Source organism: Vreelandella aquamarina (assembly GCF_900110265.1).
Classification (GTDB): Bacteria; Pseudomonadota; Gammaproteobacteria; order Pseudomonadales; family Halomonadaceae; genus Vreelandella; species Vreelandella aquamarina.
On the sequence record NZ_FODB01000027.1, the window covers coordinates 13870 to 34862 of the forward strand.

Annotated in this window: 19 protein-coding genes and 1 pseudogene; 10 read left to right on the forward strand and 10 right to left on the reverse strand. The window is 59.1% G+C overall.

What is annotated here, in order from left to right; genetic code table 11:
- Nucleotides 1-63: 63 nt before the first annotated feature.
- The gene (locus BMY49_RS09120) at nt 64-1014 is read right to left on the reverse strand and encodes a DUF808 domain-containing protein (protein WP_074210976.1); all 951 of its coding nucleotides are present in this window, start codon (nt 1012-1014) and stop codon (nt 64-66) included.
- Nucleotides 1015-1183: 169 nt separating this feature from the next.
- Complete coding sequence (locus BMY49_RS09125) at nt 1184-1987, reverse strand: PhzF family phenazine biosynthesis protein (protein WP_074210977.1); 804 nt, start codon at nt 1985-1987, stop codon at nt 1184-1186.
- A 560-nt stretch (nt 1988-2547) separates the two neighbouring features.
- Between BMY49_RS09125 and BMY49_RS09130 the strand changes: the two genes are divergently transcribed.
- Nucleotides 2548-3504, forward strand: coding sequence for an arsenic resistance protein (locus BMY49_RS09130; RefSeq protein ID WP_062363099.1), 957 nt, complete (start codon nt 2548-2550; stop codon nt 3502-3504).
- Nucleotides 3505-3519: 15 nt separating this feature from the next.
- Here the strand turns inward: BMY49_RS09130 and BMY49_RS09135 are convergent, their stop codons facing one another.
- Nucleotides 3520-3780 carry a hypothetical protein gene (locus BMY49_RS09135; protein WP_044629828.1) on the reverse strand — a complete coding sequence of 87 codons (261 nt, stop codon included), beginning with the start codon at nt 3778-3780 and terminating at the stop codon, nt 3520-3522.
- Between the two features lie 130 nt (nt 3781-3910).
- Between BMY49_RS09135 and BMY49_RS17205 the strand changes: the two genes are divergently transcribed.
- From BMY49_RS17205 to BMY49_RS09165, 6 genes are all read left to right on the forward strand, one after another.
- Nucleotides 3911-4237, forward strand: coding sequence for a hypothetical protein (locus BMY49_RS17205; RefSeq protein ID WP_137093405.1), 327 nt, complete (start codon nt 3911-3913; stop codon nt 4235-4237).
- Between the two features lie 63 nt (nt 4238-4300).
- Nucleotides 4301-5611: a TolC family protein gene (locus BMY49_RS09145; RefSeq protein WP_062363104.1), complete on the forward strand. Its 1311-nt coding sequence runs from the start codon at nt 4301-4303 to the stop codon at nt 5609-5611.
- A 23-nt stretch (nt 5612-5634) separates the two neighbouring features.
- Nucleotides 5635-6849, forward strand: coding sequence for an efflux RND transporter periplasmic adaptor subunit (locus tag BMY49_RS09150; protein ID WP_062363107.1), 1215 nt, complete (start codon nt 5635-5637; stop codon nt 6847-6849).
- Between the two features lie 13 nt (nt 6850-6862).
- Nucleotides 6863-10009: an efflux RND transporter permease subunit gene (locus BMY49_RS09155; protein WP_062363111.1), complete on the forward strand. Its 3147-nt coding sequence runs from the start codon at nt 6863-6865 to the stop codon at nt 10007-10009.
- Nucleotides 10010-10090: 81 nt separating this feature from the next.
- Nucleotides 10091-10285, forward strand: a complete 195-nt coding sequence (locus tag BMY49_RS09160) for a DUF6316 family protein (protein ID WP_044629833.1) — start codon at nt 10091-10093, stop codon at nt 10283-10285.
- A gap of 108 nt (nt 10286-10393) precedes the next feature.
- The gene (locus BMY49_RS09165) at nt 10394-11302 is read left to right on the forward strand and encodes a cation diffusion facilitator family transporter (protein WP_044630773.1); all 909 of its coding nucleotides are present in this window, start codon (nt 10394-10396) and stop codon (nt 11300-11302) included.
- Between the two features lie 106 nt (nt 11303-11408).
- Here the strand turns inward: BMY49_RS09165 and BMY49_RS09170 are convergent, their stop codons facing one another.
- Nucleotides 11409-12314, reverse strand: a complete 906-nt coding sequence (locus BMY49_RS09170) for a cation transporter (protein WP_042924021.1) — start codon at nt 12312-12314, stop codon at nt 11409-11411.
- A gap of 78 nt (nt 12315-12392) precedes the next feature.
- Between BMY49_RS09170 and cadR the strand changes: the two genes are divergently transcribed.
- Complete coding sequence (gene cadR / locus BMY49_RS09175; protein ID WP_170968092.1) at nt 12393-12803, forward strand: Cd(II)/Pb(II)-responsive transcriptional regulator; 411 nt, start codon at nt 12393-12395, stop codon at nt 12801-12803.
- Nucleotides 12804-13145: 342 nt separating this feature from the next.
- Here cadR and guaA read toward each other — a convergent pair whose 3' ends face one another.
- The 4 genes from guaA to BMY49_RS09200 form a co-directional block, all read right to left on the reverse strand.
- A complete protein-coding gene (guaA, locus tag BMY49_RS09185; protein ID WP_044630771.1) occupies nt 13146-14723 on the reverse strand; it encodes a glutamine-hydrolyzing GMP synthase in 1578 nt (525 codons plus the stop codon).
- Between the two features lie 88 nt (nt 14724-14811).
- On the reverse strand, nt 14812-16281 hold the full coding sequence (gene guaB / locus BMY49_RS09190; RefSeq protein ID WP_058578703.1) for an IMP dehydrogenase: 1470 nt from the start codon (nt 16279-16281) through the stop codon (nt 14812-14814).
- Nucleotides 16282-16443: 162 nt separating this feature from the next.
- Nucleotides 16444-17130: a phosphate signaling complex PhoU family protein gene (locus BMY49_RS09195; protein WP_058578694.1), complete on the reverse strand. Its 687-nt coding sequence runs from the start codon at nt 17128-17130 to the stop codon at nt 16444-16446.
- 25 nt (nt 17131-17155) lie between these two features.
- Nucleotides 17156-18355, reverse strand: a complete 1200-nt coding sequence (locus BMY49_RS09200) for a sodium:phosphate symporter (protein WP_074210981.1) — start codon at nt 18353-18355, stop codon at nt 17156-17158.
- Between the two features lie 228 nt (nt 18356-18583).
- On the opposite strand from BMY49_RS09200, the gene xseA reads away from it, so the two are divergent.
- A complete protein-coding gene (xseA, locus tag BMY49_RS09205) occupies nt 18584-19927 on the forward strand; it encodes an exodeoxyribonuclease VII large subunit (RefSeq protein ID WP_058578696.1) in 1344 nt (447 codons plus the stop codon).
- Between the two features lie 14 nt (nt 19928-19941).
- Here the strand turns inward: xseA and BMY49_RS18000 are convergent, their stop codons facing one another.
- On the reverse strand, nt 19942-20076 hold the full coding sequence (locus BMY49_RS18000; RefSeq protein WP_254893829.1) for a hypothetical protein: 135 nt from the start codon (nt 20074-20076) through the stop codon (nt 19942-19944).
- Between the two features lie 374 nt (nt 20077-20450).
- On the opposite strand from BMY49_RS18000, the pseudogene BMY49_RS09210 reads away from it, so the two are divergent.
- Nucleotides 20451-20672 (forward strand): annotated as a pseudogene (locus tag BMY49_RS09210) (SDR family NAD(P)-dependent oxidoreductase); the annotation flags it as partial.
- A gap of 60 nt (nt 20673-20732) precedes the next feature.
- Here the strand turns inward: BMY49_RS09210 and BMY49_RS09215 are convergent.
- Entirely contained in the window at nt 20733-20930 is a 198-nt protein-coding gene (locus tag BMY49_RS09215) for a hypothetical protein (RefSeq protein WP_044629975.1), read from the reverse strand.
- Nucleotides 20931-20993 lie beyond the last annotated feature (63 nt).

Consider the following 20993-nt stretch of genomic DNA (forward strand, 5'->3'; position numbering starts at 1 on the left):
AGCAGGTAGTGAAACGCCAGCCTCTTGGGGCTGGCGTTAGTAAGCGGGTATGGTACCGCGCCGCTATTTAGAATGCGCCCGCTTGGCAGGAACGAAGCGCAACACCCCCACCACCACCGAGCCCACCAAAAAGCCAATCACCGCCGAGCACAGCGTTTTGAAGCTCCAGCCCAGCGTGCTACCAAAGGCACCGGTGGACTCATGAATGGCATGCTCGATGTGATGCACCCACTCGTAGGGCGCGTTGAACCAGCCCGTTCCCTCTGCCCCCAGATTCACCATCAAGATATGCCCGCCCACCCACAGCATGGCGATGGTGCCCACTACTGAGATGGTCGCGAGCACTTTGGGCATGGCCGTGACCAAGCCACGGCCCAGGGCTTGTACGCCTGAGTGATCCCGCTGGGCAAGCTGTAGGCCAACATCGTCCATCCTGACCAACATGGCCACCACGCCATACACCAGTATCGTGATCACAAACGCGACCACCACCAAGCTGGCTAGCTGTGACCAGAATCCTTGGTGAGACACCGTCGCCAACGCAATCACCATAATTTCAGCAGAGAGAATCAGGTCGGTGCGGATGGCACCACTCACGATCTTTTTCTCAGCTTCCGGCCCCTTCTCAACCGCAGGCTTGTCATCGTCATGCTGGCCAGAGAGCTTATGCCACACCTTCTCCGCGCCCTCAAAAGCTAAGTAGGTGCCGCCCATCATCAGGATGATCGGCAGTAGCCCGGGCAGAAAATGATTCAGCAGCAGCGCCGCCGGTAGGATAAAAATCAGCTTGTTGCGGATAGAGCCCAGCGCGATCTGCTTCACAATCGCCAATTCACGCTCTGCCACTACCCCGTGCAAATATTGCGGCGTCACCGCCGCATCATCCACCACCACCCCTGCCGCTTTCACCGTCGCACGACCAGCCGCGGCGCTTACATCGTCCAGTGATGCAGCGGATAGCTTCGCCAGCGCGGCAATGTCGTCCAGTAATCCAATCAAGCCGCCAATAGCCATGGGTATTTCCTCCGTGAATCAGCATTGCAGATAGTAAAGCACACGGTGGCTGGGGCGGGCGGACTCTTTTATGCCAAGGGCAGTGTCGTTTCGCTCCCTTCATGACCTACCCTCACTGTGTCTCTTCGAAGAGTGGCCTTCGAGGGAGCGCGCTATGGAGTGAGGGGTACTACCTTAAGGAAGCATTTTCAGGCAGCGTGATTTGCCCCGTGAGATAAGGCGCAACGCAGCCTTTAATCATCACGCGCTCGCCTTCTAACACGCAGATCAGCGTACCTAGACGTGCGCCACCCTGGCGGGCAGTCAGCGCTTGCTTACCCAAACGCGCTGCCCAGTAAGGTGCGAGCGACGTATGCGCCGAGCCGGTCACCGGGTCTTCTTCCACGCCGACCTTGGGGCCAAACCAGCGAGACACAAAATCCACGTCATCGCCTTTCGCGGTAACGGCCACACCTCGCCCTGGTAACTGTTTAAGCCGCTGCATATCCGGTGCAAGGCGATCAATCACACTCGCCTCCTCGACGACCACCACAATGTCATCCGAGATCAGCAGTTCCTCGATTTCGATACCGCCCAGGGTAGCGGCTACCTCTGCGTGCATGTTTAGCGGTGCGAGCGTTTTTGCGGGGAAGTCCATCACCAGCACATCGCCCTCACGGCGAACGGTCAGTACACCGCTCCTGGTTTCAAAGGCCACCGCTTCGGCCACCAGGCCCAAGGCATGGAACACCACCCACGCCGCCGCTAAGGTGGCGTGGCCGCAAAGATCCACCTCCACCGAAGGCGTAAACCAGCGCAGGTGATAGCCCGCTTCCGTGGGTACGAAAAACGCCGTTTCGGACAGGTTATTCTCCGCTGCAATGGCCTGCAGCAGCGCATCATCCAACCACGCCTCCAGCGGGCACACGGCGGCTGGGTTGCCTTCAAAGGGTTTTGAGGCGAAAGCATCTACTTGGTAGAGGTCGATTTTCATGGCATCAGCTTCGAAAGAAAGGTGCAGTGAATACAAACTGGATCGGCAGGTGATGTAGCGTACTAAGCGTGATCCGTTTTAATGAACATGAAGAGCACAGCAATCAAAAGGCCGCTCAATCGTTGAGCGGCCTTGTTGAGTCTAGCTAACCATTACCCTAATTGGACGTAGGATCACTCCCACTCTATTATCAATAAGCCATTTTTGTCTTTTATTTTCAACGGCTTATTATACTGATAATCGGTAACACCATGATAAATACCATGCTCAGAAATTCCTTAAAAATAATTTCATTTTTTACTGACAGCTCCTCTCAACAGGGTCAGAACCAGCCAAACCGGGTAAAAAGCCACCAACCCTGTGGAGACGCCCATCCCCGCTACTGTCAGAAAAAAGGTATAACGCTGACGCTAACCATTTTACCGTATCTCTCCCGACCCAACCTAAAGAGATTTCAGTCCCCCTCGAAGCCTGCCGAAATGCTCAGGGCAAGTGTCGGGAGTTCATTGCGCCCCAATGATACTATCGTGCCCTCGAAAAAACAGCGGGAACAGCCTTAAATGCGCGAACAATTGGAGCGATATCAAGTCTGGCTTTATCTCCTAGCCATCCTGGCCGGCATGACCATCGGCTGGATGTCATCAGAGCAGACCCGTCATTGGGAAGCGCTGCTTTGGCCCGCACTGGGCGTTCTCCTGTACACCACTTTCACTCAGGTACCACTGATACATCTCAGGTCGGCATTTCGTGATCGCCGCTTTCTGGCCGCTTTGCTGACGGGCAATTTTATCCTGATACCGGTGGTCGTTGGTCTTCTGTTGTGGCTGTTACCGGATGATCCCGCTATTCGTCTCGGCGTACTGCTGGTACTGCTGGTGCCCTGTACGGACTGGTTTATCAGTTTTACCCATCTCGGTGGTGGGGACGGTGCCAGGGCCATAGCGGCCGCGCCGATCCTTCTGCTGGTCCAGCTCATTTTGCTACCCATTTATATCTGGCTCTTCATGGGCAATATCGCCATTGAACTGGCGGTTGGCAGCCACTTGCTGCCGGCATTCTTCGGATTGATTGTCACCCCGCTGATCCTGGCCTGGATTACCGAACGGTTGACGGAAAAGCACCCGCGCGCGCAAACACTGGTGGACTGGCTTGGGTGGCTGCCCGTGCCGTTGCTGGCATTGGTGGTGTTTCTAATTGCCGGCTCCCAGGTCAGCCTGGTGATCGACAATGGCGCCCTGCTGTGGTCGGCGCTTGTGGTTTTTGTACTTTATCTGGTTGCCGCCGCTACCATCGGCAAGGGGCTCAGTGAGCTATTCGGGTTCACGCCCACTATCGGCCGCACCCTCACCTTCAGCTTTGGTACCCGCAACTCCTTCGTCATGCTGCCGCTGGCCCTGTCACTGCCGGAACCCTGGCGGGCCGCTGTCGTTGTCATTGTTTTCCAATCCCTGGTCGAGTTGTTCGGTATGGTCGCGTATCTGCGCTGGCTGCCGCACCTGATCAGGCATTCCGACTGAGCCGGGAACGCAGCCTTACCCGGCACAACAGGACAATTGAGTCACGTCCTTGGTAAAAGTCTGGGCGCAGTGCTTGAGCCCTTCCACTGTGGTCCGGTAGGGAAACAGCTCTTCAGCCAATTCCTGCACGGTCATATTGGCCCGCATCGCCATGACCACCGGCATGGCGCGAAGATCGAACATAACGTCGCCGCCAACCATATTGATCCCGGCCCGGCTGCCCCCGGCGGCAGCCACATAGACGAACTGCGGTTGGTCGGTGCAATCGCCCGCCACTCAGGGCAGCCCACTACGGACTCACGTAACGCCATGGGAGTCCAGTCCTTTCCATGTGGTTGCCTTTCTGCTAGGCTCACGGTCAAATTCCAATTCCGGGACCACTTGCATGGTTAAACGCTGTTTCATAATGGTAATAACGCTGTTGATTGCTTTGCAATCAGTGGTGTCTATTGCCTATGAGGCACAGCCGCACAACCCCGCAATGCCACATTATGATGCGCATTCACACGAATCAGCGGATTTTTCCAGCGAAAATCAGGCAACCAAGTCGTCTCCCGACAACCCCAGTCATTCAGCCGACCATTGCCATCATAGCCATAGCTCCTTTCACATGGTATTGATGGGAACCCTCACCAATATTTTCACCCTGACCGCGGGAATAGTACAGTCCGACTACCAAGCCAACTTCACCACCGGGGTTCAATCCTCCCTTTTCCGCCCTCCCATTTCCTGACCCTGCGAATACCTTCCCCACCCGGGGAACAACTGTCATTTAGACTTTCGTAGGAGCAGTCCCATGCTTTTCAGAATGCCCGTAAAAAACGGGCGGCGCGCAATGCCGTGCCACTCTATTATCCATGCCTTTTGCCTTCTAACGCTGGCATTTGGTTCTACCCTGGCACTCGCCGGGGAGAAACCGCTCACTCTGTCCAAAGCTCTCTCGCGGGCCATGGCACAAAACCCCGGCCTCCAGGTCTTCGATTTTCGCCTTCAGGGTCTTGATGGCCGACGCATCACGGCAGATCAAAATCCTGCCCTGGAGGCCGGCCTGGGAGTGGAAAACTTCCTCGGCAGCGACAATCTGCGAGGAGTTGACGGGGCAGAGTACACCCTATCCCTGTCATCGCTTCTCGAACTTGGCGGCAAGCGTCAGGCCCGCGTCAGCGTGGTTGACTCACGATACGGGCGCGTCGAGGCCGAGCGCCGGGCCGAGACCCTGGATGTGCTCGGACAGGTGACCCAGCGCTTTGTCGCCACCCTGGCCCTGCAGGAAAAACTCCAACTCGCCGCTGAAGCCGTGGCGCTGGCCGAGGCCACCCACGAGATCGTCACCCGTCGCGCCGACAGGGGCGCGGCGCCCCAGGCCGAAGTCCTGCGCGCCAGGGCCGCGCTCACCCAGAGTCGTATTGAGCAGTCCCGTCTTCGAGCCGCCTACGAGAGCCGGAAAATGGCTCTGGCTTCCCTGTGGGGCGATACCAGCCCGGACTTTCAAATGCTGGAAGGCGATCTGTTCCAGTTCGGTTCATCCGACAACTTCGATGCCCTGTACCAGCGGGTCAGCGACAGCCCAGCCATTCAAATCTACGCGAGCGAACAGCGTATCCGCGAAGCGGAGATTCAGCTGGCGCGCAGCCAGTCCGAAAGCGACATCCGTTGGCAGGTGGGCGTCCGGCGTTTCGAGGAGACGGATGATACGGGCTTGACCGCTGGGCTCTCGGTACCGCTCTTTTCCGGACGGCGCAATCGCGGCGAGGTGCAGGCCGCCCTGGCGGCGCGGGATGAGGTCCGATTCCGCCGGGAGGATACCCTGCTGCGCCTCCATTCGCGCCTGTTCGACGCCTACCACTTGCGGCAACAAAGTATCGAGACTGTTGAGCAGATTCGCAGCCAAATGCTTCCCGACCTGACCGAGGCACTCACTCAGACCCGCGAAGCCTATGAAAACGGCCGCTACAGCTATGTGGAGTGGACCGCCGCACAGCGGGAGCTGCTCTCAGCACGGCAGGCATTGGTCGACGCCGCCACCACGGCGCTGCTCAACCAGGCGTTGATCGAACAACTTACGGCGCAGCCACTCGCGACTGTTCCGGGCGCCCCGACGCGCTAACCCACAAATTCAGGATTCACACCATGCAACTGATAAAACAACTCTGTCTGATTCTGGTGGCCACCTGCCTTGCCATCAGCCCCTTACAAGCTGCCGAGGAACAACACGACGAATCGCAGGCAGAGGTCAAGGGGCCTAACGGCGGCATACTGCTGCAACAGAACGACGCCACCGTCGAACTGCAGATCTTCGAGCAGGGGGTCCCACCGGAATACCGGGCCTGGGTCACCAGGGATGGCCGCGCCGTTACTGATGATATTGACCTCAATGTCCAGCTCACCCGCCTGGGTGGGCAAGTGGACACCTTCGACTTCGCCTACCAGGGGGACTACTGGCTGGGGGATGGCGTGGTGACCGAACCCCACTCCTTCGACGTAGAAGTGAGCCTCGCCATGGACGGCAAGAACTACCGCTGGCACTGGGAATCCCACGAAGGTCGCACCCGGATCGCCCCGGCTATCGCCCGAAAAGCGGGTATCACAACGGCCGCAGCCGGGCCGAGTGCCATCGAGCGCAGCCTCACCACCTACGGCAGCCTGACCACGGCACCGCAGCAGATTGCCCGGATCCGCGCCCGTTTCCCGGGCGTGGTCAGCCAGGTGAAGGTCAATCTGGGCGATCGGGTCGAGCGTGGTGACGTGCTCGCTCAAGTCGAGTCCAACGAAAGCCTGCAAACCTACGCACTGCGAGCGCCCATCGACGGGATCGTCATTGAGCGTCGGATCAGCAACGGAGAAATGACCGGGGAGCAACCCCTATTCGCCATTGCCGATTTGACCACTCTGTGGGCGGAATTCAAGGTCTTCCCCGGCCAACGGGCCGAGGTTGCCATTGGCCAGAAAGTCCGACTGAAGGCTGACGGCATTGACCGGGAAGGCACCATCCGCCACCTGCTGCCGGCACCCGGCAACGCGCCCTACACCCTGGCCCGGGTCGAAGTCGACAATGCCGAGGGACTGCTGACCCCCGGTTTGCTGGTGGCCGGGGATATCGTGGTGGAAACGGTGGAGGCCCCCTTGGTGGTTGACAACCGCGCCCTGCAATCCTTCCGGGACTGGACCGTGGTGTTTATTCAGGTGGATGACACCTACGAGATCCGCCCACTGGAGCTGGGCCGCAGCGACGGCAACCTGACTGAGGTACTGGGCGGCCTGCAAGCAGGCGATCGCTATGTGGTGGAAAACAGTTATTTGATCAAGGCCGATATCGAAAAATCCGGCGCATCCCACGACCACTAACCAGGAGGCTATGATGATCAATGCCATCTTACGTCTCTCGGTAGAGCGACGGTTTTTAATGTTATCCCTTATTCTGGTGCTGGTCGGCGTGGGCGTGTGGAGTTTTCAGCGCCTGCCCATCGACGCGGTGCCGGATATCACCAATGTCCAGGTACAGATCAACACCGAGGCACCGGGCTATTCGCCCCTGGAGGCAGAGCAACGCATCACCTTCCCGGTGGAAACGGCCTTGTACGGCCTGCCCAACCTGTCCTATACCCGGTCCCTGTCCCGCTACGGCCTGTCCCAGGTCACGGTGGTGTTCGAGGAAGGCACGGACATCTATTTCGCCCGCAATCTGATCAATGAGCGATTGGGCGCCATCAAGAGCGCGCTGCCCCCCGGGCTGGAGCCGGAGATGGGTCCCATCGCCACCGGTCTTGGCGAGATCTTCATGTACACCGTAGAAGCCCTGCCCGGCGCCGCTCAAGCGGATGGCAGTCCGCTGGACGCTACGGCACTGCGGGAGATCCAGGACTGGATCATCAAACCCCAGTTGGCCCAGGTGCCCGGCGTGATCGAAGTCAACACCATTGGCGGCTACGACAAGCAGTACCACGTCACGCCGTCGCCCCAACGGTTGCTGGAGTTCGGCATCACGGTGGATGAACTGGTCAGCGCCCTGCGGGCCAATAACACCAATCGCGGCGCCGGCTATATCGAACGCAACGGCCAACAGCTGTTGGTGCGCTCGCCCGGGCAGCTGGCCACCATTGGCGATATTGAACAGGTGGTGATTGCCAACCGGGATGGTGCGCCAGTCCGGGTAGCCGATGTAGCTGAAGTGGCCATTGGCAAGGAGCTGCGCACCGGAGCCGCCACCCGCGACGGCAAGGAAACGGTGATGGGCACCGCCATGATGCTGGTGGGGGAAAATTCCCGGGCGGTAGCACAGGCGGTGGCCGAAAAGCTGGAGGCCATTCAGCCCTCCCTGCCCGACGGCGTCAAGGTGGAGGCGGTATACGACCGCACAGCCCTGGTGGACAAGGCGATTGCCACGGTGGAGAAGAACCTGCTTGAAGGGGCACTGCTGGTGATCGTGGTGCTGTTTCTGTTGCTGGGCAACCTGCGCGCCGCCTTGATCACGGCAGCTGTCATTCCGCTTTCGATGCTCGCCACCATCACCGGTATGGTGCGGTCTGGCGTATCCGCCAATTTGATGAGTCTGGGGGCGCTGGATTTCGGCCTGATCGTCGACGGCGCGGTCATCATCGTCGAGAACTGTATCCGGCGCCTGTCCCAGGCCCAGCACCAGGGTCAGTTGGCCCTCAAGGAACGTCTGCAATTGGTGTTCGAGGCCACCAACGAAGTGATTCGTCCCAGCCTGTTTGGTGTCGCCATCATTACTGTGGTGTACCTGCCGATCTTTGCTCTCACCGGGGTCGAGGGCAAGATGTTCCACCCCATGGCGGCCACTGTCGTAATGGCACTGCTGGCGGCCATGGTGCTGTCACTGACCGTGGTGCCCGCCGCTGTTGCGGTCTTTATGGGGGGCAAGATCAGCGAAAAGGAAAGCCCGGTAATCAGCGGTGCTAAATCGCTCTACAGGCCTGCGCTGCGGGTGGCTATGAGGTTCCGCTGGCTGGTGTTGGGCGGCGCGACCACGCTGGTAGCGGTCTGTCTCTGGCTGGCGACCACCCTGGGGTCGGAATTTATTCCACAACTGGATGAAGGGGATATTGCACTCCATGCCCTGCGCATCCCGGGCACCGGGTTGGAGCAGTCCATCGAGATGCAATCGCAGCTGGAAGAACGGCTGAAGGCCTTTGGGGAGGTGGACAAGGTGTTCGCCAAGATCGGCACGCCGGAAGTGGCCACCGACCCCATGCCCCCCAGCGTAGCGGACAACTTTGTTATCTTGAAGCCCCGCAGCCAATGGCCGAACCCAGACAAAACCAAGGATGAACTGGTGGCGGAAATGGCAGCAGCGGTGGAAATGCTTCCCGGCAACAAGTATGAGTTCACCCAGCCCATAGAAATGCGCTTCAACGAACTGATCTCCGGCGTGCGCGCCGACCTCGGCATCAAGGTGTTCGGCGATGACCTGGATCAGCTGCTGGCATCGGCCAACGACGTCCTTGAGGTTGTGGAATCCATGGAGGGCGCCGCCGATGCCCGGGTCGAACAGGTGACCGGCCTGCCCATGCTGTCGGTACACCCCAAGCGCATGGCGCTATCCCGCTACGGGCTGACCGTGGATGATCTCCAGGATCTGGTGGCAGCCGGTGTCGGGGGCGAAAACGCCGGCCTGATTTACGAAGGCGACCGCCGCTTCCAGTTGGTGGTGCGTCTTCCCGAAGACATCCGCCGGGATGTGGACAGCCTCGCGGACCTACCTGTCCCCCTGCCGGACGGTGGCTATGTGCCCCTGTCGGAAGTGGCCGAGCTGGAGCTGGCTCCGGCGCCCAACCAGATCAGCCGGGAAAACGGCAAGCGTCGGGTGGTGGTCACCGCCAACGTGCGGGACCGCGACCTGGGCGGATTTGTCGAGGAAGCACAGGCGCGCATTGCGGACGACGTGGACCTACCCGCCGGATACTGGCTGGATTACGGCGGGACCTTCGAGCAACTGCAGTCCGCCAGTCAGCGGCTTGCCATCGTGGTGCCCGTGACCCTCGCCATCATCCTCGCACTCTTGGTGATGGCCTTCGGCTCCCTCAAAGATGCCTTGATCATCTTCACCGGCGTGCCACTGGCCCTCACCGGCGGGGTTCTGTCCCTGTGGCTGCGAGACATGCCCCTGTCGATCTCGGCGGGTGTTGGCTTTATCGCCCTCTCCGGGGTGGCGGTGTTAAACGGCTTGGTGATGATCGCCTTTATCCGCGATCTGTGGCACGAGCAGGGTGACCTGATGAAGGCCATTGTCGAAGGCGCCCTGATCCGCTTACGGCCGGTATTGATGACCGCCCTGGTAGCAAGCCTCGGCTTTGTACCCATGGCACTCAATACCGGCACCGGTGCCGAAGTACAGCGTCCTCTGGCGACCGTGGTGATCGGCGGGATTATCTCGTCCACCCTGTTGACGTTGTTTGTACTCCCTGTGCTCTATGCGCTGTTGCATGGCAGAAGTGCCAGTAACTCCACGCCCACAGGCGACATTAATCACGACACTGATAGTTAACCAACACTCCATCGTGGGGGGGGGAATCTCCCCATGATTTTTTCAATGTTCTTTTATTGCGGTTTATATCCTGGAAAGACTATGAACGATCCACCCAAGCAACGAATAGATGACTTGAAAGAAGCCTCACCCTTTCGAACACATCGCATCCACGCCATCAACAGTGACTGGTATTTTTTAACCCGTGAAGGTCAAAATATCGGGCCATTCCCGAACAAAAAAGCGGCCGAAGACAGCCTTGCGGAACTCCTGAAAACTGTCAAAATGGATGAGTAGCCAATGGCCCAAAATCCACAAAGTCGCCAAGGTACAGGCGACCAGGCACAGAGTAAGCTGAATACAGCAGATGCCTCTTTATAAATAGCCACCAACTAGGTTAACCCAATGAGTCACGACCATGTGCATATACCCCCCGAGACCAAGGATAAACGCGTTGCCATCGCCATCTGGGCGAACGGGATCCTGACCCTGGCTCAGATTGGGGGAGGTATCTTTGCCGGCAGTCTCGCCCTTATCGCGGACGCCTTGCATAACTTCTCTGACATGGCCGCACTCGTCATCGCGTTCGCGGCGCAAAAAATTGCGCGCCGCCAGGCTGACGCAAGGATGACCTTTGGCTACGGACGCATTGAAATCGTTGCAGCTCTCATCAACTACACTACCTTGATCATTATCGGGATCTACCTGGTTTACGAAGGTGGCATGCGGATAATCGATCCTCCAGAGGTAAAGGGCTGGTGGGTCGTCTGGCTTGGTGGTATCGCTCTGGCTGTGGACGCCTTGACAGCGTTGCTCACCTATTCGATGCAGAAAGACAGCGTCAATATCCGTGCACTGTTTCTTCACAATCTGTCGGATGCACTCGCGTCGGTCGCCGTGGTCATTGGCGGGACTCTTATTTTGCTCTACGACATGCGCTGGGTTGATCCTGCCATCACCATCGGTATCGCGGGCTATATTCTCTACCTGGGCCTGACAGAAATCGGCGGCACCATCAGAACACTCATGCTGGGTAGCCCGGTGGACATCGATACCGATGCCGTCATTGTTGCCCTCTCCAACATCGAAGGCGTTATCGACCTTCACCATGTGCATTTTTGGCAGATGGGCGAACACGATGCCTCGCTGGAGGCCCATGTGATTATCGAGGAAAGTGCATGGGATCAGCTTGAGAATATCAAATACAGGATAAAACAGGCTCTGGCGCAGGAATTCAACATACGTCATTCAACACTGGAATTCGAGCACCCGGACCACATGCACAAGGATGCCCACACCTATGGGCACGGTTGACAGAAAATTCTCCATAAGCATCGGCGAGAGCGGCGACTATTTTAATAGGCCGCCCAGGCGCGGAATTTTGCCGGCATGAATCCGAGCAGCGAGAAAGGACCAGAGACTAATAGCGCAGTTGCAGAATTCGCCGGGCGCCATTCAGCACAATCAGCCCGATGATCAGACCAATAACCAGGTCGGGATAACGGGAACCCGTCCAGGCGACCAATACACCGGCGACGATAACGCCCACATTGGCGATGACATCGTTAGCGGAAAAGATCCAACTTGCTTTCATGTGTGCGCCGCCGTGCCGGTTTCTTGCGATAAGCACCAGACACCAGACGTTGGCCGCCAGGGCCACAAGACCAAAACCCATCATTAACGCGGATACGGGTTCGCTGCCGAAAACAAATCGCCGCCCGACTTCAGCCAGGACTCCCAGCGCCAGAATCAACTGCAGCCAGCCTGACAAATGCGCCGCGCGCAGCTTGGTGCGAAGGCTGTTCGCCACCGCATAGAGGGCGACGCCATAGACCGCGGCATCAGCAAACATGTCCAAAGAATCCGCTATCAAGCCAGTGGATTGCGCCAGCCAGCCTACCGTCAGTTCAACCACGAACATAACGCCGTTGATGGCCAGCAACCACTTCAGTATACCGGCTTCGACCTGGGCGGTTGCCTCTTCCTTCTCCCTGGCCAGGACTAAATCCTCTTCCCCCGCCGGGGTGGTTTTTTCGAGCGTGGCACCCAGCCCCAGGGAACGCATCCTCTCCTCGATGGCAGCCCCATTGTCGCCATGGAATACCCGCACCTTCCGATTCGGTGTATCGAACTCCAGTAAAACCCGGGGCTCAATACTGTCCAGAGCCATGCGGATCATCCCCTCTTCCGACGGGCAGTCCATTTTTGGTACCCGGTAGTCACTGACATAGCCATGTTGAAAAGCCGTATCAGTATTCGCTATCCCAGAAGTGGGGGCACTGGCAATCTTGTTGCTCTGGCAGTTGTCATTACACGGGTCAGACATCGAAAAAAGCCCTTGAGAATGTACAGACGGTCACTATAAACTCTATAACAACTATAGAGTCAATCGGAATATTGAGAGATGATAAAAATCGGCGAACTGTCGAAAGTGACTGGCTGCTCCGTGCAAACCATCCGGCATTATGAAAAGGAACAATTGATTGCCTCCGCAGAACGCAGTGAAGGTAATTTTCGCCTGTACGATGAAGTTGCCGTTGAGCAATTACTGTTCATCAAGCACTGTCGCAGCCTGGATCTCAGTTTGCCGGAGATCCGGCAATTATTGGGATTAAGCCGTTCCCCCGGCGCACAATGTGATGACGTGAATCGGATGATGGATAGGCATATCGAGCAGGTGGAGGCGCGTATCCAGGAACTAACCAAACTGAACGAGCAACTGAGAATGCTGCGCCGCAGCTGTTCAAACCGTCGGACAGTCGAGCAATGCGGCATATTGCGGAATTTGTCGGCTACTCCGGTTTCGAGCGGCTGACACCCGGTTCCAAAAACTCTCCTGAACGTTCTGTAACAGGGGCATTTTTCCAGCGTGGGCGCCGACCGCAATGGTGAGAGAAGAACTGCACAGCGGAAAACCGGTCAGTCTGTTGAATGACTGGTTTACCACCTATGACGGCTATTACCTGTATTACCCGAGTCGCCGTCAATCATCCCCGCTGTTTCGCTTGCTGGTGGATGCACTGAGGTTCAAATAGAAAAACCGGGTAATTCCAGGTAATTAATCAAAGTCCAAAAACAAACAACCCGGCAATGGCGCCGGGTTGAATGAACGCCTGTCATTGACAGACGGTTACCAGAGAGTGCCCGTCGTTGCCGGCTACTCCCACTCAATCGTAGCAGGCGGCTTACTGCTCACATCATAAGTCACCCGCGAAACGCCTTCCAACTCGTTGATAATCCGGTTGGAAACCTTCTCCAGCAGCTCGTAGGGCAGGTGCGCCCAGCGGGCGGTCATGAAGTCGATGGTTTCGACGGCGCGGAGCGCGATGACCCATTCGTAGCGGCGGCCGTCGCCAACCACGCCTACGGATTTCACCGGCAGGAACACGGCGAAGGCTTGGCTGGTTTTTTCGTACCAACCGGCGGCGCGCAGTTCTTCGATGTAGATGGCATCCGCGTCGCGCAGAATGTCGGCGTACTCTTTCTTCACTTCGCCGAGAATGCGCACGCCCAGGCCGGGGCCAGGGAATGGGTGACGGTAGACCATATCGTAGGGCAGGCCGAGTTCGAGGCCGAGTTTGCGCACTTCGTCTTTGAACAGTTCGCGCAGCGGCTCGACGAGCTTGAGCTTCATGGTTTCCGGCAGGCCACCCACGTTGTGGTGGGATTTGATCACGTGCGCTTTGCCGGTTTTCGAGGCGGCGGATTCGATCACGTCCGGGTAGATGGTGCCCTGTGCCAGGAACTCCACGCCTTCAATTTTGCTGGCTTCTTCATCGAACACGTCGATAAAGGTGTTGCCGATGATTTTGCGCTTGGCTTCCGGGTCTTTCTCGCCTTCCAGCTTGCTGAGGAACAGCTCTTCGGCGTCCACGCGGATCACCTTCACGCCCATGTGCTTGGCGAAGGTTTCCATCACTTGGTCGCCTTCGTTTTTACGTAGCAGGCCGTTATCGACGAATACGCAGGTGAGCTGGTCGCCAATCGCTTTGTGCAGCAGCGCAGCCACAACGGAAGAGTCGACGCCGCCGGAAAGGCCCAGCAGTACGTGGCGGTCGCCGACTTGCTCGCGTACGCGCTGTACTTGGTCTTCGATGATTTGGGCAGGGGTCCACAGTTTCTCGGCTTTACAGATATCCAGCACGAAGTGCTCAAGAATCCGCTGGCCCTGTAGGGTGTGGGTCACTTCCGGGTGGAACTGTACGCCGTAGAACTGCTTCTCTTCCCAGGCCATGGCCGCAATCGGACAGCTCGGGGTAGAGGCGGTCACGGTGAAGGTGTCGGGGGCTTTGGCGACTTTATCGCCGTGGCTCATCCATACATCCAGCAGCGCGTTGCCGGTGGCGGCGTCTACGTGGTCTTTGATGTCTTTGAACAGCGCGGTCTCGGCGTCGATTTGAATCTGGGCGTAGCCAAACTCACGCTGGTTAGAGCCTTCTACCTTGCCGCCTAGCTGCTCGGCCATGGTTTGCATGCCGTAGCAGATACCAAATACCGGCAGGCCCATTTCAAACACGCACTGTGGGGCGCGGGGGGAATCCAGCTCGGTGACGGATTCCGGGCCACCGGCCAGGATGATGCCGTTAGGGTTGTATTCGCGAATCTCTTCTTCGGTGATATCGAAGGCGCGGATTTCAGAGAATACGCCGATTTCACGTACCCGGCGGGCGATCAGCTGGGTGTACTGGGAGCCAAAGTCGAGAATCAGGATCTTATGGGCGTGAATGTCACTCATGGCGGAGCCTCTATAACGCGGAACGGCCGCATTGGCTAAAAAGCAAGCGGCGGGGCAATGCCCGCCGCCGTGTAACTTAAAGCGCTGGTTAGCTCACCCGATAGTTGGGGGCTTCTTTGGTGATCTGCACGTCGTGAACGTGGGACTCGTTAAAGCCAGCGCCGGTAATCTGTACGAACTCGGGCTTGGTGCGCATTTCCTGAATGTCGCGACAGCCGGTGTAACCCATGGAGGCGCGCAGGCCGCCCATCAGCTGGTGAACGATGGCGCTCATCATGCCCTTGTAGGGTACGCGGCCTTCGATGCCTTCCGGCACCAGCTTTTCGGCTCCGGCGTCCTTGTCCTGGAAGTAGCGGTCGGCGCTGCCCTGGCTCTGCGACATGGCACCCATGGAGCCCATGCCACGGTAGGCTTTGTAGGTACGGCCTTGGTAAAGCTCAACTTCGCCCGGTGCTTCTTCGGTACCGGCCAGCAGGCCACCCACCATCACGGCGCTTGCGCCAGCGGCAATGGCTTTCGCCAAGTCGCCAGAGAAGCGTACGCCGCCATCGGCAATCAGCGGAATGTCGAACTCTTTCAGCGCTTCGGCTACGTTGGAAACGGCGGTGATTTGCGGTACGCCAACGCCTGCCACAATACGCGTGGTGCAGATAGAGCCGGGGCCGATGCCTACTTTCACGGCGTCTACGCCTGCTTCGGCCAGCGCTTTGGCAGCGGCGGCGGTGGCGATGTTGCCGCCGATCACTTGAATCTCGGGGAAGTGCTCTTTGATCCAGCGAACGCGGTCAATCACGCCTTGGGAGTGGCCGTGGGCGGTATCGACGATGATCACGTCAACGCCGGCTTCGGCCAGTGCGGCTACGCGGTCCGGGGTTTCCGGGCCGGTGCCGACCGCTGCGCCTACTAGCAGGCGGCCGTCGCTATCTTTAGCGGCCATCGGGTAGGTACGGGCTTTTTCGATGTCTTGGAAAGTCACCAGGCCGCGCAGGTGGAAGGCGTCATCGACAATCAGCATTTTCTCGATGCGGTGTTCGCGCATCTTGGCTTTGCTAGTTTCAAGGTCGGTGCCTTCTTTCACTGTTACCAGCCGCTCGCGGGGAGTCATAATGTCGGCAACGCTGTCGCCCACGTTAGGCTGGAAGCGCATGTCGCGCTCGGTCACGATGCCTACCAGGGTTTCACCTTCTACCACTGGGAAGCCGGAGAAGCCGTTTTCGCGGGCCATGGCCAGCAGGTCTTCCAGCTTGGCTTTGGGGCTCACGGTGACCGGGTCTTTGACGATGACGCTTTCGTGCTTCTTCACCTTGCGCACTTCAGCGGCCTGTTGCGCCATGGTCATGTTCTTATGGATGATGCCGATGCCGCCTTCCTGAGCCATCGCAATTGCTAGACGCGCTTCGGTGACAGTGTCCATTGCAGCGGAAAGCAGGGGAATATTCAGGAAGAGATTGCGGGTCAGGCGGGTTTTGAGGCTGACATCCTTTGGCAGAACGTCGGAGAAGCCGGGAACGAGGAGTACGTCATCGAACGTAAGCGCTTCTTGGGCCATACGTAGCATAGCGGCAACACCCATTGAGAAGTGGGAAGATGGGGCGTAAAAAGTTAATCGCCTATTATAACGTTTTGAGGGCCGCCCCAGCAAACCATCCTGCGATGATCTGCTGAAGGTGGCCCTCTGCGTTGGCCTGGGCGAAGCCCACTGTGGTGCGGTGCGGGCGGTTTAGTCCAGCGCGTGGTCGTCGGCTTCGCTGGGGAAGTCGAGGTCTTCCAGGCGGCCCGTCACCGCCGTGGCGATGTTGGCCAGGTGCGAGGCCACACGCTTGTAGTGGCGCGCCAGCAGCGAGTAGGCCACGGCTTCGTGGAACTCGATGCTGTCCTCTTCCCGCAGTAGGGATTCGATCAGCTCGTCGCTGATGTGACGAATCTCCCGGGTGGCGGTGATGACGCCGTGGGCCTTTTGCTCATCGGAGTTGCGCGTGGCCGCAATCAGCTCGCTAAACAGCCCTCGCAAGCGCTCGGAGATGCTGTCCAGGGGCTTCTGGTAACGGTCTACATGGAAGCCTTCGGTGTAGAACACGCCTACCTCGAAGACGTTCTTGCAGTAGTCGCCGATACGCTCGGCGTCCTTGGCCACGCTCATCAACGCCAGGCAAATGGCCACGTCGTGGCCGGGGTTGACGGTCAGGTGGCGCAGCACCTTGCGGCGAATCGAGCGCTCCAGCTCGTTGACCGCCACGTCGCGCTCGTACAGGGGCGTGCGTACGTCCTCGGCGGCCACGGTGCTGTACAGCACCTCGTTGGCCCGTGAGAACATCCAGGCGCCATGCTCCAGCATTTGGGTCAGGTCCGCGTAGGCCTGGTCGATGCTGGTTTCCGAGGTAAGCGCACTAAAAAGCTGTTTGAACATGGGGAAACCCCTCAACTGGCCGCGCTTAGCGCAGGCGGATAAAGAATTCGGTCAGCGTGATGCCCACCAGCGGCACGATCAGGAACACACCGATCAGGAACAGGAACGCATAGCGAATGTGCTGCCCTGCCAGGCGTCCATACCAGGTGGCAATGCGCAACGGAATGACCCGCAGCGGCCACCAGATCGCGGTGCCGGTAAGGTTGAAGATAACGTGAAACAGCGCCACCGTCATCGCCGCCGCAATCGGGTTGGCGGTCGCCGCCAGTAGGCTGGTCACGGTGGTACCCAGGTTGGCCCCCATCATGAACGGCAGCACACGGCGCAGGCGCACCACCCCTGCCCCCGCCAGCGGCACCATCAGGCTGCTGGTGATCGAGCTGGACTGCACCAGCACGGTCGAGATCACGCCCACGCCGTAGGCCCGCGCATCGGTACGGAAGAAGTAGGTACGGAACAGGCCATCCATATGGCGCAGCAGCGCGCCGCGCAGGTTCTGCACCATGAACACCAGGGCGGCGAACATCAGCAGCAGGCCGATGCCAGCCACCATCAGCCCAGCGGCGGCGGTGGTGGGCATCAGCGCCGCGCCCAGCCAGTTAGCGGCATCCACCACCGGAGCGGTAATGGTCTTGATCGGGCTGTTGGGGCGGGCGACTTCTTCCAGGCCAATCAGGTCCGCCAGCCATGCGGCCAGGCGGGTGAAGATGCCGTAGCCGCGCTCGTGGAACATGCCGGTCAGCCACTCCACCGGGAAGATCAGCAGCACCGTGAGGATGTTGAACAGGTCGTGCATCAGCGCCGCGGTGAACGAGCGGCGGAAGTTACGCTTGATGCGCACGTTGGCCAGCGCCACGATGACGCCCGTGACGGCCGTGCCGATGTTGGCCCCCATGATAGCGAACACCGCCGTGCCCAGGGTCATTTCGCCACTGGCCACCAGGGTCACGATCAGCGCCGAGGTGAACGAGGAGCTTTGCACGACCATGGTGACCAGCACGCCCGCCATCAAGGCGATGAAGGGGTTCTGGCCATAGGCGAAAGCGCGGGTCAGAACGTCGCTGTCGCTGCCGAAGGTGCCTAACCCCGCACCCAAAACGTTCAGAGCAGCCAGGAACAGATACAAGCACAAGCCAGCGTAGATACCTCTTAGCCAGGCGGGCACTTCGTGAGGCGCTTGGCGAGCCAGCGCAGGACGATCTTGTGAAGGTCCGAGATTCGACATGAGCAATCTGCCCTGTTGGTGAACATCTATTGTGACGCTTTCATGACACTTCTGTGTCGGCGGGCACCGTAACACGGTTTTGTGACATTTTGATGACGCTTATCTTGCAGCGCCACCTTCCGCGCGCATGGTACCCCAGAGAACCCGCCAGGGCCATTGCTGTGCGCCCTGCACGTATTGTCTAATGAGCGGCCGCATCCCCACTTTCACCCGCGACTGGAAACTCTGATGAGCGCTCCCAACGCCCCCCTGCTATCGGTCAGTCAACTCAACCTCAAGGCGCGCAAGGCACTGGAGAACGACCTGGGCGATGTGTGGGTGGAAGGCGAGCTTTCCAACGTGTCGCGCCCGGCGTCCGGGCATATCTACTTCACGCTGAAAGATGACCGCGCCCAGGTACGCTGCGCGCTGTTTCGCCAGCGGGCGCGGTTCGTATCGGCCCCCATGCGCGATGGCGACCAGGTCAAGCTGCGCGGCCGGGTCTCGCTGTTCGAGCCCCGTGGCGATTACCAGCTGATCGCCGACGCCGTGCAGGCGGCGGGGCTGGGCGAGCTGCTGGCGGCCTACGAGCGCTTGAAGGCACAGCTGGAAGGCGAAGGGGTATTTGCCAACACCCGCCCGCTACCCTTTCCGCCCCGCAAGCTGCTGATTCTGAGTTCCGCCAGCGGCGCCGCCATCCGCGATGTGCTGGCGGTGCTGGCTGCGCGCTGGCCATTGACCGACGTGACGCTGATCCCCGTGCCGGTACAGGGCGCAGAGGCGGCCCCGGCAATGATCTCTGCCCTAGCGCTGATCAACCGCCAGACGCGGCTCGACCCCGCCCAGGATGCGGTGCTGATCACCCGAGGCGGCGGCAGTCTGGAAGACCTGTGGGCGTTCAACAACGAGCACTTGGCCCGGGCCATCTTCCACTCCCGTTTGCCGGTGATGTCTGCCGTGGGCCATGAGGTGGATGTCACCCTGGCGGATTTTGCCGCCGACATGCGCGCCCCTACCCCTTCTGCCGCCGCCGAGCGGCTGGTACCCGACCAGCACGCCCTCAAACGCCAGCTTCGGCAAGCCGAACAGCGCCTGCAGCGTGCCCTGCAAACCCACCTGGAGCGCGATAACCAGCGGCTGGACGCCCTGCGTGCTCGGCTCCGCCACCCGGGAGAGCGGCTGACCCACCAGCGCCAGCACCTGCAAGCCCTCGCCCAGCGGCTAGCGCGCGCCATGCAGCTCACGCTGAGCCAGCAGCAGCGCCAGCTTGGCCAGCTCGGCCGTCGGCTGGCCAGCCAGGACATGGCCCGGCTGCACCGGGCAGAAAGCGAGCGCATCGAACGCCTGCAACGCCGCCTGGCCAGCGCCATACAGCGCCAGCTGGAAGCGCGCCAGGCACGCCTGCACAGCGCCGCCCGGGCACTCAGCGCGGTCAGCCCGCTGGCAGTACTAGGCCGTGGCTATGCCATCGCCCAGGACGAACAAGGCCAGATCGTGCGCCGCGCCCAGGATACTCAGCCGGGCCAGCTGCTCAAATTGAAGCTGGGTGAGGGGCGTTTAAGCGTGGAAGTAAAACGGCGCTATCAGAAATAGCGCCGCACTGGTGATTACTTTTTGTCCGATGACTCGTCCGGAGAAGGATTGACGTGATGGGTATCCGGCATCGGGTTGGCGTCGTCGTGATGATCGTCGCGCTGGTCTTTTTTCTGTTCTTGCTTCTGGTCGTGTTTATCCGGGGACATGCTACCTCCTGATCCTTGGTGGTGAGTGTTGCCTCACTCACTATAGCCGCTCCCCACCCGCTTGCCATGAAGGCCGCACCGCAGGGCCGTGCAATGCCCTGCCTGGTTTTCAGGCTTCTCTTTCCAAAGCAGCGAGTTACCTCCTTCCCCGCCCGTTTGGCACCCACTCATGCAGTGTTTAAATAGCATTTATTAATTGTCGCTATCGGAAGTGAATGGCCTTCTTCGGCATTTGCCCCGGCCTGCGCCTTTGGTCTACGTTGTAAGCACGGCGCTGGAGCGCTCTGCACCCCAGGATGCGGGTGGCAGCGCTCGTCGTAGCGTCGTGTGTCCTTAGGAGTTACGTGTCTGTGCCTAAAAAGGAGTGACCGCACATGAGCGACCAACAGCAACCCCCACAGCATCAGCAAAAACAGCCGGGCGATGAGCATGCCATGCGCCCCGAGCCCGAGTACATTCGCGACAGCTATCGCGGTGCCGAGAAGCTGTTGGATAAAGTGGCGATCATCACCGGTGGCGATAGCGGCATCGGCCGAGCCATTGCGGTGCACTACGCCCGTGAAGGGGCCGACAGCGTGATCGTGCACCTCAAGGAGGTCAATTGTTGAGCAATAATGCTCTAATTGTTAGAAGATGTTGGTGATTGCTGCGATGAATCACGAGTGTGAGAGTCTGGGGAGTCGGTCATATTGCTCCATCGCCTTTTGCATATCTTTTCCAACCTTCAGAAAATCGCTGCTCAATGCCTCTGCATCGCTCTCGTGCACGACAAACTCGACAGGTTGGATTGCCTGCCGCTTTTGCGGAAAGATCGTAGTGACACTGGCAATGTGTGCGATATGTTTGAGGTTCATTGCGGCATCCCTCGGTTAGTTTCTTTTACCATAGCGCAAAGTGACTCTCGTTAGGTAGTCGAT

Coding starts and splice junctions, on each gene's coding strand:
- BMY49_RS18000 (WP_254893829.1), bottom strand. CDS start 20,076: ATGTCCCCGGATAAACACGACCAGAAGCAAGAACAGAAAAAAGACCAG.
- xseA (WP_058578696.1), top strand. CDS start 18,584: ATGAGCGCTCCCAACGCCCCCCTGCTATCGGTCAGTCAACTCAACCTC.
- BMY49_RS09160 (WP_044629833.1), top strand. CDS start 10,091: ATGAACGATCCACCCAAGCAACGAATAGATGACTTGAAAGAAGCCTCA.
- BMY49_RS09125 (WP_074210977.1), bottom strand. CDS start 1,987: ATGAAAATCGACCTCTACCAAGTAGATGCTTTCGCCTCAAAACCCTTT.
- BMY49_RS09165 (WP_044630773.1), top strand. CDS start 10,394: ATGAGTCACGACCATGTGCATATACCCCCCGAGACCAAGGATAAACGC.
- guaB (WP_058578703.1), bottom strand. CDS start 16,281: ATGCTACGTATGGCCCAAGAAGCGCTTACGTTCGATGACGTACTCCTC.
- cadR (WP_170968092.1), top strand. CDS start 12,393: ATGATAAAAATCGGCGAACTGTCGAAAGTGACTGGCTGCTCCGTGCAA.
- guaA (WP_044630771.1), bottom strand. CDS start 14,723: ATGAGTGACATTCACGCCCATAAGATCCTGATTCTCGACTTTGGCTCC.
- BMY49_RS09130 (WP_062363099.1), top strand. CDS start 2,548: ATGCGCGAACAATTGGAGCGATATCAAGTCTGGCTTTATCTCCTAGCC.
- BMY49_RS09195 (WP_058578694.1), bottom strand. CDS start 17,130: ATGTTCAAACAGCTTTTTAGTGCGCTTACCTCGGAAACCAGCATCGAC.
- BMY49_RS09170 (WP_042924021.1), bottom strand. CDS start 12,314: ATGTCTGACCCGTGTAATGACAACTGCCAGAGCAACAAGATTGCCAGT.
- BMY49_RS09215 (WP_044629975.1), bottom strand. CDS start 20,930: ATGAACCTCAAACATATCGCACACATTGCCAGTGTCACTACGATCTTT.
- BMY49_RS09120 (WP_074210976.1), bottom strand. CDS start 1,014: ATGGCTATTGGCGGCTTGATTGGATTACTGGACGACATTGCCGCGCTG.
- BMY49_RS09200 (WP_074210981.1), bottom strand. CDS start 18,355: ATGTCGAATCTCGGACCTTCACAAGATCGTCCTGCGCTGGCTCGCCAA.
- BMY49_RS09150 (WP_062363107.1), top strand. CDS start 5,635: ATGCAACTGATAAAACAACTCTGTCTGATTCTGGTGGCCACCTGCCTT.
- BMY49_RS09145 (WP_062363104.1), top strand. CDS start 4,301: ATGCTTTTCAGAATGCCCGTAAAAAACGGGCGGCGCGCAATGCCGTGC.
- BMY49_RS17205 (WP_137093405.1), top strand. CDS start 3,911: ATGGTAATAACGCTGTTGATTGCTTTGCAATCAGTGGTGTCTATTGCC.
- BMY49_RS09155 (WP_062363111.1), top strand. CDS start 6,863: ATGATCAATGCCATCTTACGTCTCTCGGTAGAGCGACGGTTTTTAATG.